Here is an 11,428-nt window from a genome sequence, read left to right as displayed (position 1 = left end):
GTGGGTGTAGGAGAATTGAGAGGATCTGTCCCTAGTACGAGAGGACCGGGATGGACGTACCTCTGGTGGACCTGTTGTCGCGCCAGCGGCACAGCAGGGTAGCTAAGTACGGAAGGGATAACCGCTGAAAGCATCTAAGCGGGAAGCCCACCTCGAAACGAGTTCTCCCTTGAGAGCCGTGGAAGACCACCACGTTGATAGGCTGGATGTGGAAGCGCAGCAATGCGTGAAGCTAACCAGTACTAATCGCTCGATTGGCTTGATTGCTTTCATTGTCAGTACCCATCCTATTTGTGCTACCGGCCTAGTGGCCTACATAAGCACGAGGATGGGTGGGACGCTGCCGCAACGCGCGGTAGTGCCCGAAAACGGGACCGGATTTTCATAACCAACTGTTCTTTGCTGGCCTGGTGATTTTGGCGGAGCGCCTACACCCGATCCCATCCCGAACTCGTCCGTGAAAAGCTCCAGCGCCGATGGTACTAAGTCTCAAGACTTGGGAGAGTAGGTCGTTGCCAGGCTTGCTAAGAGCAGATGGTTGTCTTTCGCGTCGGCGCCGCTATGGCAGGCGCCACGTGGAACTTTATCGAGATTTCTCCTCTTCATGATCGTTGGCACCACGCATTGCGCAGGTCGCCACTCCAATAACACCGCCGCCTGGGCTCCCCAGCGGCGGTTTTTTGTTGCCTGTGGGGCACCGCTCGCATGTAGGCGTTGCGATGTCGAGGGCGTGCCGCCATAGTCCGCGCGGATTTCATTCCATCGTCTTCATTGCCAACAAAATAGGGGAACGAGACAGATCATGTCTGACCGTATTGTCATGAGAGTAGGCGAGAGCCTGGTTGCAGGCGGACCGCCCGGTACGGCTGCGGAGCCGGAAGTCGCCATTGGCGAAATGGACGGTCCCATGGGATCGGCCTTCGCCAACCTTTTGGGAGACCAGGTGAAGGGCCACAGCCGTGTCCTCGCGTTGATGAACACCGACGTCATGGTGCGGCCGCCGACCATTTGCGTGAGCAAGGTGACGGTGGAGGATGCACGCTACACGAACATCCTTATGGGCACCGTGCAGTACGCGACGGCGATGGGCGTGCTCGACGCGGTGCGCTCCGGCGATATTCCCAAAGACAAGGCGGACGACCTCGGCATTATCGTGTCGATCTGGTTGAACCCTGGCATCGTCGACGTCGAGGATCTCGACCACAAGATCCTGTTCGACATTCACCGCAAGGCGACGTGGCAGGCCATCAACAAGGCCATGACCTATCAGCCGTCGATTGACTGGCTGCTCGAGAACCAGGACAAGGTCGTCCACAAATACTTCGAGAAGGCTTTGAAGGGCGAGTAGCCGCGAGCCGTGCAGGAGATCCAGTTGGAAGCCGTCGCAGGTGAGCCTGCGGCGGCTTTCCGCGTCTTGTTGCCTATGTCGCTGGTGGCCTCAATCGGCCGCCGGACCAAGCAGGTACTCCTGGGCCCAGCGCTTGCCGGGTCTGAGGTAGAACGCGTTTCCGCCTGCGACGGTTACGTATTTCGCCGGGTAGGGGTTTTTGTAGCTAGCCGCATGAAAATGCATGGCCGGGCCCACTTTAGGGTGTCTTCCACCCTTGAGGACGGCGTCGGCGGCGTGCAAAGCGGGCTTCATCTGCTTGGGGTCCATCTTCCGCTTAAGAACGCCCGGCGCGAACTGTTTGTGTTGCCCAACAACGCCGCAGATCGTGCTGGGAAACCGCTCGGACTCCACGCGGTTCATGACCACGGTTCCAACGGCCATGCTGCCGTCAAAACTTGATCTGTTGGACTCGAAATACATTGCACGAACAAGACATTCTCGTTCGTCGGTGGTCGCGACCATGGGCAGGCCGCCACCTGAGCGCCCCGAGCAGCCGCTCAAGCACAGCGCCGCTATTGCCACAGCGTTCGCTGCCCCGAGGATTGTCCTTCGCTTCTTCAGCTTTTTGTCCCCCGATCGCGATGACCCAAGACCTGCCGACGTTTGCCGACGCCGGTCATGCTGGGGTCCAGCCAAGTCTGGCTAGAGCGCGGCGAACCTAAGGGGTAAAGGTTGACTTGAAATTGACGCTCCGAACTTTCTGGCATTTTTAGCCCGATGGGCGTATTCGCATCCATAGACGATACTGATCCCGCCAGCCGCTTTGATCAGCGAAGCATTCCCCCAAGCACTTGATTCAATGCAAGTTCATAGAGCGACGGACCGCCGCACGTGACACCACGGCACAGCACGCAGGCTCTAAAGGGTCTAAGAACTCTAAAGGGTCTAAGAAAAGGTCCGCGGCTGTCGCATGGGACTACCACTTTGACTTGTACTGCCGGTTGAGCTGGAGGGGACGATGGGGCGCATGACGAGACACCGGATTGAGATAGGGCTCGCATTGGCGATTACCCTGGCTGCGTTCTTGTTCGTCGCCCTGGCAGTTTGGGCCGAGGAAAGAACGAGCATCGCTGTGTCCGAGGCCTGGGTCCGCCCCACGATCGGAGAGGGGCGCGTTACGGCCGCTTACATGACAATCCAGAATATTGGGACCGACACAGATGTGCTGCGCAGTGCGAGCTCGCCCAAAGCCGCCCGGGTCGAAATCCATGAAACGAAGATGACCGATGAAGGCGTCATGAAAATGAGGCCTGTCGAGAATGGGCTCACGGTTGATCGAGGCGGGGCTGTCTCGATGAAGCCAGGTGGGCTCCACATCATGATCATGGGGCTGGATGAAAAGCTCCCTGAGGGTGCCACGCTGCCATTGACTTTGGACTTCGCCAAGGCTGGCAAGGTTCAGCTCACCGTACCCGTCGCGACACGCCCGGCTGGCGCGTCGAAGGACACGACCGGCGATCATAGTCATCATTGACGTCTTTGACTTGCCGCGGGTCCCTCACTTACTTGTCTCCGCCGCGGTAACCCGACAGGGCACAGGCGTACAGCGTTCGGGTCCTATTGCTGACGAGCGGAATTTCAACCGGCTCCAAGGGCGTCATCCGCTCGAACTTCTTCGATATGCTCCGCCGGCAAGAGTGCAGCGAGACCAGAAGGACAGGCTCGGGCACCCCTGCGACGAAAGGCCGTGTCATCTGATAGTGATGATGCGGATCAGGCTTGCGCTTCCACGCGTAGAGCGGTGTGTCGACATCCCTCATGTAATAGAGCAGCTCGGCGGTAAGATCGCGCGTGTCTACCAGTACGGCGCCATAGGGTGCCTCTGACAGAATCTTGCGCACGGCGTCCGCCGTTTCCTCCCAGGCGATTGATGACCGCAAGAACAGCAATTGCTCGAACGGCTGCCAGCTCCGCGCAAAGGCAGGTGCAATCCCAATCACGGCCGCCACAACAATGTGCAGAGCCATGGAAATGGCGAGAAGCGTGCGCCGCCCTTGTTCCAGCAGAACCGCCGTTACAAAAATCGTTGCGGCGGGATAGGCGGTAGCAGCCCAGTTGCCGTGCGCGCGCGACAGCAAGGCCTGGATAGTCAGCGTCACGAGGATGGGCAGTGAAAAGCAGAGAAGCAGTGTCTTGCGAGGGTCTTCGCGGTCTTGGACCTGCCGGATCGCTGCGCGGATGAGGACGGCAAAGAGGATCGGCCCGAACAGCGCGAACTGCGCGCCGATAAACTCGAGAAGTTCGAACGGGTGCACGTAGGGTGCACGCCATCCCATATTGTCCCCGGTGTGTCTTGCGGTCGGCCAGCCATGTTCGGCGTTCCAAAAGATGTTCGGCGAGAACAGCGCAACAGCAATAAGTCCGGCGACGATGGCTCGGCCGCCTTTGAGTGCCTCGCGTGCTTCGCGGGACACGATGGCGTGGCAAGCGATGCAGAGCACCGCATATATCATGGCCTGTTTGGCCAGGAGCCCCGTGCCGAAGGCAATGCCCAAGAGAATCGCAAAGCCCATGCTCTGATGCTTCACCAGCATCACCCAGAAGAACAGCATCAGTGTCCATAGGAAGATCAGCGGCGCGTCAGTGGTGATCAGAGCAGAGGCATAGGAGACACCAGGCAGCGTCACGAAGATGATTGCGGCCCAGAATCCCGTTCGCGCACTGAAAAGCGTTCGGCCAATGACGAACAGTAGTCCCGATGTCAGCGTGTAGAGTATCGGGGAGGCGGCGCGCGCGCAGGCCTCCGAGAGTCCGCAGGTCTCGCTCATCGCCCGGATGACCCACGCAATCATCGGCGGCTTGGAGAAATACCCGAAGTCTAAGTCACGCGACCAAGTCCAGTACTGAGCCTCGTCCATGACGAGGTCCACCTTCGATGCGTGGAGCGCAAGCAGCCGAAACGCCAACAAGATGCCCAGGCATAGAAGGGTTAGTAGGGCATAGCCCCTATCAGACAGCGGCGGGCCAATGAGCGCGTCGGACGATCCGTACGCTTTCGAACTTTCGTGGGCAAGCAACGTGGATTCCTCTCCAGAGGCTTGGCGCGGGGCTCAGCCGCTAGAGGGCTGAAATATCTATCAGAATTATGTCAGCTGCGTTGCATCCTACATCTGGACGTCAAACTTGAACATCACTATGGTCGCTTCGACCAGCAATCGTGTTCCGTGGGAGATCACATGCCAGGCGATTGGGCGCCGGGCGGCGCCGTCCGCATCTCCGTCGTTATTCCTGCGTTCAACGAGCAGGGTAATATTGGTCGGCTGATCGAGGAAACTTACAACACTGTTCCCGAGGCAATTCTTGGGGAGGTGATTGTTGTCGACGATGCGAGTGACGACACAACGGCGGCTGAAATCAAAGCACTAATCCCGACCCGCGGCACTCTGCGGTATCTCCGCCATGCGCGGCGTGCGGGCCAGAGTGCATCGCTCCGCACGGCGGTCACCGCGGCACGCTTTCCGGTGATTGCGACAATGGACGGCGATGGACAAAACGATCCGGCCGATATTGCGACACTTTTTGAAAAGCTCGGCGAGCCTGGTTCTGAGCCAGCCCTTGTGGGTGGGGTTCGAGCTTCCCGAAAGGACAAAGGGTCGAAGCGTTTCGCCTCGCGGTTCGCCAATTGGCTGAGGGACAAGGTCTTGGATGACGGCTGCCCCGATACGGGTTGCGGAATCAAGGTGTATCATCGGGATGCCTATATGGCTCTCCCGTTCTTCACCAGCATGCACCGCTATCTTCCGGCCTTTTTCTTGACCTATGGACATCAAGTGAGCTTTGCATCGGTCAATGATCGTCCGCGCCTGGCGGGCTATTCGAAGTACACCAATTTGGGTCGTGCGCTGATCGGCATCTACGATCTCGTCGGCGTAAGATGGTTGCGGAAACGCACGGACATTCCACTCGTGGCCGAGCATGTTCACGGTGACGCCGCCAAGGCAGGCGAGCGGCATATTCAACTTGTAAGCCAGAGAGGGTAACGGCCATGTTAGAGGGCCTGTCGCAATGGTGGGCGGATAAGTCCGCTGCGGAACTGGTTTGGCTTGGTGTTGGCTTGTTCGCGCAGCTGATGTTCTCTATGCGGTTCCTTATTCAGTGGATCGCAACGGAGCGGGCCCGGGCGTCCATTGTTCCCGAGACGTTTTGGTATTTCAGCTTCCTCGGCGGGCTGATGCTGCTTAGCTACGCCATCCATCGGATGGACCCTGTGTTCATCATCGGTCAGGCGACGGGCCTGATCATTTATTCCCGCAATATCTACTTCATCTGGCAGGGGAAAAAGGTCGACGAGGGGCCCCCAGAAATTCCGATGGAAGGCGAGGCCAAATCAGCCAGCACGCCCGCCCAGGGCTTCGAGAACAACGGCTTACGGCCCGCGGCCCGCAGTAAGGCGTGAGGCACGCAAGGCTTTACAAAGCTGTCGTGAATCCCCTATTAAAAGCGCAGCGCCGCAGGCCCAAACGGGCGCGCAAGGTTAGCGCGTCCAATCATCGTCGAACCTTTCCATAAGGTTCTCCCCCTTCGCGGCAGCCCCGATAAGGTGTGCACGCGGCCAAGGGTCGGTCCTTTGTCTACAAAGGCCACATGAATTGACGCGGGGTGGAGCAGCCCGGTAGCTCGTCAGGCTCATAACCTGAAGGTCGTAGGTTCAAATCCTACCCCCGCAACCAATTTTGCCGCCCCTGCCATTGTCTCATAGGGGGTCGGTGTTTCTTCTATATAGCTGTGCCAGTTGCGGTTGGACTGAGATGGGCGCGCGTGCCGCTCAAGCAGCAACTTTGGTGTCAAGACCGCCGAAGTTAGCTTTTCATCGGACGGCAGCGGACCTCATTGCGCGAAGCGGCCGCGAGCCGCGTTCTGGGCCGTCTGTCGAAACGCTTCAAAGGTCCGCGGATCGTTCAGTCTTCTTCCGGAGGAAGCCAGGTGAGTGAGGAGTGATGCAGCGAGATGAGAACGCGACCGTCTAGCTTATGATAGGCGAAGGTGTAGTCCGCACGCGTAGCATTGCCATCGCCATCGACGAAGGTGTAATGGCCCATATCCTTATAGCCGAGCCCACCCGCTTTTAAGATTGGACCGGCGGCGCTCTGAAATTCCACGCGCGTCCACCCCTTATTGAGGAAACCAGCGTCATGGGGATAGTTCGGATCACCGCCCACGAAGTATGATCGCGCGCCTGCGCGATCGAGTCGAATGACGTCCGCCAGGGTAGGCTTAAAGAGTAGCGGTTCGTCTGGTGTTCCGAAGTCGTAAAGTTCGAGGAGCTGATCGACGTCACGCTCGGTGACGCATCGTGCCCAGGCGCGCTGTGCGGCAACGACTTCAGCTTTGGTCATCGGTTCAAAAACGCGTTCAGAAATTGTTCTTGCTCCCAATAGATTGATCGCCCGGAAATGTAACGGGCGAGATGAGCCGGGCCCAGCAACGGGTCGTGTCGGTCGGGCGCGCGACCTGTGCAACATCCTTTGGTGTTCGAGGTCAATCAAGGCCTCACCGTGTGGCTGTTGAAAAACCCTCAGGACGTGGGGCTCTTGTTAAGCCTGTCGCTCAAAGCGGTCAATGCGTCTCAGCACGCGTGCCACATCTCAACCACGCAGAACTCTGCCTCGCGCAAGCTCGTTTCTCTTCGACAGATGGTTCAGCCGCCACGTCCAACCTCTCGCTTGAAGACAATCAAAAGTTAATGTCCAGCACGCCGTGCAAGGCACAATGGCGGGGGACATTCGGCTGGCTTCAGCTCTTCGGCTCCCACAGAGGCCTGAAAAGACATATCGAGAATGATGCAGATCAAGGAGTGAGCGGGGTCATAAATCCTTAATATTCGGCAGAACCTGATAGGAGAGAGCCGTGACGTACAGAACCGTTGCTGACGTATTGCAGGGCCAGAAGCTGCTCGCGCTGGGCAAGCAGGCATCAGTCCAGGAAGCCTGCCGCCGGATGTGGGAAAGCCGGAAAGGGTCCGTCCTCGTTGTCGATCACGAGCAGCGGCTCCTGGGTATCTTTACTGGGCGGGATGCCGTGCGGACCCTGGCCGAGGGACGAAACGCCGAGACGACTCCAGTTACTCATGCCATGACACGTAGTCCAGTTACCGTTGCGCCGTCGATCGTGGCCATCGACGCGCTTCGTAAGATGAACGACTACGGTTTTCGCCACCTGCCCGTTGTTGATGGCGATACGATCCTTGGAGTCGTGTCGCGCGGCGACTTCAAGGGCATCGAGATCGAACGTCTGGACGACGACGAACACCTCGCCGAGCTCCTGCGTTAGCAGCGCCGTGGTCGTCCATTACTTCCCTCGATCGAGATTGCGGTACATTGCCCTGCTGCCACCGACTGTATCGGTCCAGGCGCTCGGTTGATGGCCGGCTATTGCCGAGTCAGGATATGACGAACTTGCAGCACCGAGTAAGTAGGTACACGCCTTAACATCGTTCCGGATATTCTGCGATACGCGATCATCCGCTTGAGGTCTCGTTGAGACGCTGCATCGGGCGTATATATTGGACTGATCAGATTTCAGGGGGATGCAATGTTCGAAATCGCCGAAGTCGGTCGAACGGTTTCACGGAAAGACTTCAAGAAGGCGGCCCCATTAGTGCGTCAGGAGTTGCTGGAACTCCAGCAACGTCTGCTCAAGGAGAAGGGTTTTCGAACCATCTTGGTCTTTGCTGGCGTCGACGGTGCGGGCAAGAGCGATAGCGTTGCGCTACTCAATCAATGGATGGATGCACGTTGGCTCAGCACGTGTGCATACGATGAGCCGACAAACAGCGAAAAGGACCGGCCTGAATTCTGGCGCTATTGGCGGGATCTCCCGCCCCGCGGCCGCATCGGCATGTTCCTTAGCGCTTGGTACTCTCAGCCTGTCCTAGATCGTGTTCATGGCGCGATCGACGATTCGACTTTCCTGAAGCGTCTGGAGCGCATCCTCGCTTTCGAGACTGCGTTGGCCGAAGAGGGTGCGCTGATCGTCAAATTCTGGATGCACCTGAGTCATGAGGAACAGGAGAAGCGCCTGAAGTCTCTTGAGGATGACCCCTTGGCCCTGGCCCGCGTCTCCGAGAAAGACTGGGCACACTGGCGGATCTATGATCGCTTCATCGAAGCTGCGGAGCAGGTCGTCGCCCGCACCAATATCGGCAAAGCATCTTGGACCATTGTCGAAGGTGCCGACCCCAACTACCGGAGCTTGAAGGTAACGTCGACCCTACTCGATGCCCTGCATCGGAAGTTCGATGCGTCGCCGGTATCGAGCACGGATGTCGAGGGCGCCGTCGAGAAGTCGGCGAAGCCGAAAAAAGAGTCGAAAAAGAACGTTAGCAATGCCGACGTTGAAATCGCAGGCGGCTTGCCGAGTTCAGACATTACGATTCTGAACAAGCTCGATATGAAGAAGTCAGTCGAGAAATCCGTCTATGAGACCGAACTCAAGGAACTTCAGAGCCGTCTTTATAACTTGCACCTACTCGCAAGAGACAGGGGCATCTCGAGCATCCTACTGTTCGAGGGACCAGATGCTGCAGGAAAGGGCGGCGCCATTCGGCGCGTTACGGCAGCGTTGCAGCCACGCAACTATCAAGTTCACGGCATCGCCGCCCCGACTGAAGATGAGCTAGCACAACACTATCTTTGGCGCTTCTGGCGAAATCTGTCCCGCGCGGGACGAATCACCGTATTCGACCGCTCCTGGTACGGACGAGTCCTTGTTGAGCGCGTTGAAGGCTTTGCCTCCGATGGGGCTTGGCGGCGCGCCTATGCGGAAATTAACGATTTTGAGTCTCAACTCTGTGAGCACGGCATCGTACTGCTAAAATACTGGATTCACATCACCAAGGATGAACAGCTGAAGCGCTTCAAACAGCGTGAGAAGACGGCCTACAAGAGTTGGAAGCTAACGGATGAAGATTGGCGCAACCGCGAAAGGTGGCACGATTACGAGTTAGCCGTCCACGATATGGTGCAGTACACGAGCACGGGGCAGGCCCCGTGGATTCTGATCGAGGGTAACGACAAACGATACGCGCGTCTGAAGGTCTTGAGGAGTTTCTGTGAACGCCTTGCCGCAAGCTTAGACGAGTCGTGTCGAGAAGGCTTGGAGAGCGCCGCTCAGTAGCCTGTTTCTTGCTGGACCAAAAAGTGTGTGTCGGGAGCATTCATGCGTCTTAGAGTTGATCAGCAGTCAGAGAGTTATATGATGATCAGTCCTATAAGCCTAAAATAAACAGGCAGGACGTCTGAATAAGGGAGAGCGCCATGAAGCATTTGGGTTTAGCGGTGGTTCTGTTTTCCGCATTTCTTTTGTCTGGTTGTGAGCAGCCGAAAGATGAGCAGATGGCTGAAGAGCCTGCTACCGAGACGCCGAAGGAGCCTGTTGAGAGTTCGTCAAGTGGTGTCCACAAGGGCGAGCCTCCTTCTGCGAACCAGCCGCAGCCGGTCTATCCGGATGGTGGCTAGAAGCCTGGGCCGGGTTTGCATTGGTCAGCAATCCGCGCTTTGTTGATAGTAATCGCCGTTGGCCATGCGGCGATCACATAGGAGAGGTCGTTATGGGTATTCTCGATATGTGGAAAGCGGTGCGAGGGCAGACTTCGTATCCCTCAGGAAAGGATGCGGGTGTTCCTGCGCTTGATGTTGAGCTGAAGTGCCTTGATGCTTCGGAGCGGATCAGAGCATTCAATGATCCGCAAGAGAGCCATGAGGCCCGCGAGGATTATGCACGTCTCGTCAGCGATGCCGTGAGAGAAGCATTTGCTATAGAGCAAGAAGCCGACCGAGATATCGCCTTTCGCTACATCATCGACGTGAGTTGCAACGCCAAGGACTTTGGTACCGCGGAAGCTTTGCTCACGAAGATTGTCTCGGAAGAAAATCGGCAGAGCGCGTCACGGGCGGTGTCGGAAGCGCGGCTTCAGAACACGCCTCAATAACGTATGCGACGTTCGAGCGAGCTTAGCCATGGGTGGTGGTACGCGCGCTCTCAGGGCGCGGCCGTTCTAGAACAACGATCGGCTCATCTGTTCCAGGTATGAGGCCTAGTCAGGTCAAAACCTTAGATGCTCCGGGCGCTCTGAAGTCCTGCCGGCTACGGCCGGCGTGCTCCGGTGAACTAAGGCCTCTCAACGAACGACTAAAAAGTGGCGCTTCCAAAGAACCGGACGTTGGCGCCCGGCAGGAGCACGTTTTCCCGTCTTTTGAACGAGGCCGAATTCAGAACCTCGTCATCCAGCAGGTTGTCGCCCCGCACGCCGATATTGAAGCTTGGGCTCGACCCCGCAGGACCTCGCGTCTTAACAGCGTAGCTCAGCTCCGCGTTAAGGAGTGTGTAGCCTGGCGTTGTCAGCTCGAAGGGCGCCACCAGATCCTGGTCAAAGGCGTGCAGTACGCCAACGCGTCCAAACCATTGGCCGTCCCGGTAGTAAACGCCGCCGCCGAGCCGATGTGGTGGTACACGTGGTACGTTCTCGCCATTGTCGAATTCGGCGCGCACGAAGTCATACTGACCATCAATCCCCCAGACTCCACGCCATACCTCGCCAAAATCGTACTCGCCAAATATCTCGGTCCCGTAGAATGTCGCGTTGCGTTGCCGGAAAAAAACCAAGTCTAACGTCTCCTCCGCGTCAAGCGAGGCCGCGCACGAGTCTAGCGTTTCGCCGCAGACGAGCCCTGTGAGCTCCCGGAAAATGAAACCGTCATAGTTTGTGTAATAGCCAGAGGCTTCGTAGCGGAACTTTCCAACCGGACGCGTCAGACCGATTTCCAGTGTTTGCGCCTTCTCCTCGTTGAGGAACGGATTGCCAATCTCGAATGTCCCGGTCGCTTCGTGTATACCCTTCGAAAAGAGCTCCGCGCCTGCCGGAGCGCGCTCGACGGCCTGGCCGTTCACCCGCAGCACCGTGTCGTTGTTGAGGTCATAGAGCGCACCGAGCCCCCCACTGACAGGTACGAAATCTCGCTGTCCCCTAAAAATTACAGGCGCTTCCTGATCATCGATGTTGGAGAAGCCTGTTCCGTCGACTGACGCTCCCTCGACCCT

10 protein-coding genes, 1 tRNA gene, 2 rRNA genes and 2 pseudogenes are annotated in these 11,428 nt (G+C 57.7%); 11 read left to right on the top strand and 4 right to left on the bottom strand.

Annotated features, from left to right (window positions below; translation table 11 throughout):
- The 3 genes from AC33YF_RS10760 to AC33YF_RS10750 form a co-directional block, all read left to right on the top strand.
- Positions 1 to 267: ribosomal RNA gene (locus AC33YF_RS10760) — 23S ribosomal RNA — on the top strand; the annotation flags it as partial.
- 139 nt (positions 268 to 406) lie between these two features.
- Positions 407 to 521, top strand: a 5S ribosomal RNA gene (gene rrf, locus AC33YF_RS10755).
- Positions 522 to 802: 281 nt separating this feature from the next.
- Positions 803 to 1,348, top strand: coding sequence for a formaldehyde-activating enzyme (locus AC33YF_RS10750; protein WP_491777204.1), 546 nt, complete (start codon positions 803 to 805; stop codon positions 1,346 to 1,348).
- Positions 1,349 to 1,495: 147 nt separating this feature from the next.
- On the opposite strand, the pseudogene AC33YF_RS10745 reads toward AC33YF_RS10750, so the two are convergent.
- Positions 1,496 to 1,852 (bottom strand): annotated as a pseudogene (locus AC33YF_RS10745) (cell wall hydrolase); the annotation flags it as partial.
- Positions 1,853 to 2,348: 496 nt separating this feature from the next.
- Here AC33YF_RS10745 and AC33YF_RS10740 point away from each other — a divergent pair.
- The gene (locus AC33YF_RS10740) at positions 2,349 to 2,864 is read left to right on the top strand and encodes a copper chaperone PCu(A)C (RefSeq protein ID WP_491777203.1); all 516 of its coding nucleotides are present in this window, start codon (positions 2,349 to 2,351) and stop codon (positions 2,862 to 2,864) included.
- A 28-nt stretch (positions 2,865 to 2,892) separates the two neighbouring features.
- On the opposite strand, the gene AC33YF_RS10735 is transcribed toward AC33YF_RS10740, so the two are convergent.
- A complete protein-coding gene (locus AC33YF_RS10735) occupies positions 2,893 to 4,407 on the bottom strand; it encodes an ArnT family glycosyltransferase (RefSeq protein WP_491777202.1) in 1,515 nt (504 codons plus the stop codon).
- 159 nt (positions 4,408 to 4,566) lie between these two features.
- Between AC33YF_RS10735 and AC33YF_RS10730 the strand changes: the two genes are divergently transcribed.
- The 3 genes and pseudogenes from AC33YF_RS10730 to AC33YF_RS10720 all read left to right on the top strand — a co-directional run bounded on the left by AC33YF_RS10730 (position 4,567) and on the right by AC33YF_RS10720 (position 6,060).
- A complete protein-coding gene (locus AC33YF_RS10730) occupies positions 4,567 to 5,370 on the top strand; it encodes a glycosyltransferase family 2 protein (protein ID WP_491777201.1) in 804 nt (267 codons plus the stop codon).
- Between the two features lie 5 nt (positions 5,371 to 5,375).
- Positions 5,376 to 5,657 (top strand): annotated as a pseudogene (locus AC33YF_RS10725) (lipid-A-disaccharide synthase N-terminal domain-containing protein); the annotation flags it as partial.
- 326 nt (positions 5,658 to 5,983) lie between these two features.
- Positions 5,984 to 6,060 (top strand) — tRNA-Met (locus AC33YF_RS10720).
- Positions 6,061 to 6,288: 228 nt separating this feature from the next.
- Here AC33YF_RS10720 and AC33YF_RS10715 read toward each other — a convergent pair.
- Positions 6,289 to 6,726 carry a metal-independent carbonic anhydrase family protein gene (locus AC33YF_RS10715; protein WP_491777200.1) on the bottom strand — a complete coding sequence of 146 codons (438 nt, stop codon included), beginning with the start codon at positions 6,724 to 6,726 and terminating at the stop codon, positions 6,289 to 6,291.
- A gap of 511 nt (positions 6,727 to 7,237) precedes the next feature.
- Here AC33YF_RS10715 and AC33YF_RS10710 point away from each other — a divergent pair.
- The 4 genes from AC33YF_RS10710 (at position 7,238) to AC33YF_RS10695 (ending at position 10,319) form a co-directional block, all read left to right on the top strand.
- Positions 7,238 to 7,660: a CBS domain-containing protein gene (locus tag AC33YF_RS10710; protein WP_491777199.1), complete on the top strand. Its 423-nt coding sequence runs from the start codon at positions 7,238 to 7,240 to the stop codon at positions 7,658 to 7,660.
- Positions 7,661 to 7,921: 261 nt separating this feature from the next.
- Positions 7,922 to 9,505: a polyphosphate:AMP phosphotransferase gene (pap, locus tag AC33YF_RS10705; protein ID WP_491777198.1), complete on the top strand. Its 1,584-nt coding sequence runs from the start codon at positions 7,922 to 7,924 to the stop codon at positions 9,503 to 9,505.
- A 140-nt stretch (positions 9,506 to 9,645) separates the two neighbouring features.
- The gene (locus AC33YF_RS10700; RefSeq protein WP_491777197.1) at positions 9,646 to 9,846 is read left to right on the top strand and encodes a hypothetical protein; all 201 of its coding nucleotides are present in this window, start codon (positions 9,646 to 9,648) and stop codon (positions 9,844 to 9,846) included.
- A 92-nt stretch (positions 9,847 to 9,938) separates the two neighbouring features.
- Positions 9,939 to 10,319, top strand: a complete 381-nt coding sequence (locus tag AC33YF_RS10695; RefSeq protein ID WP_491777196.1) for a hypothetical protein — start codon at positions 9,939 to 9,941, stop codon at positions 10,317 to 10,319.
- Between the two features lie 200 nt (positions 10,320 to 10,519).
- Here AC33YF_RS10695 and AC33YF_RS10690 read toward each other — a convergent pair.
- On the bottom strand, positions 10,520 to 11,428 hold a 909-nt coding region (locus AC33YF_RS10690), incomplete at its 5' end, for a TonB-dependent receptor domain-containing protein (protein WP_491777195.1).

It is taken from the genome of Methyloceanibacter sp., from assembly GCF_058506495.1.
Note: the sequence above shows the minus strand (reverse complement) of the source record. Positions and strands in the feature narration are given on the sequence as shown.

Excerpts from the sequence above, each read along its gene's own strand:
- pap (WP_491777198.1), top strand. The coding sequence starts at position 7,922 with ATGTTCGAAATCGCCGAAGTCGGTCGAACGGTTTCACGGAAAGACTTC.
- AC33YF_RS10740 (WP_491777203.1), top strand. The coding sequence starts at position 2,349 with ATGGGGCGCATGACGAGACACCGGATTGAGATAGGGCTCGCATTGGCG.
- AC33YF_RS10750 (WP_491777204.1), top strand. The coding sequence starts at position 803 with ATGTCTGACCGTATTGTCATGAGAGTAGGCGAGAGCCTGGTTGCAGGC.
- AC33YF_RS10715 (WP_491777200.1), bottom strand. The coding sequence starts at position 6,726 with ATGACCAAAGCTGAAGTCGTTGCCGCACAGCGCGCCTGGGCACGATGC.
- AC33YF_RS10695 (WP_491777196.1), top strand. The coding sequence starts at position 9,939 with ATGGGTATTCTCGATATGTGGAAAGCGGTGCGAGGGCAGACTTCGTAT.
- AC33YF_RS10700 (WP_491777197.1), top strand. The coding sequence starts at position 9,646 with ATGAAGCATTTGGGTTTAGCGGTGGTTCTGTTTTCCGCATTTCTTTTG.
- AC33YF_RS10730 (WP_491777201.1), top strand. The coding sequence starts at position 4,567 with ATGCCAGGCGATTGGGCGCCGGGCGGCGCCGTCCGCATCTCCGTCGTT.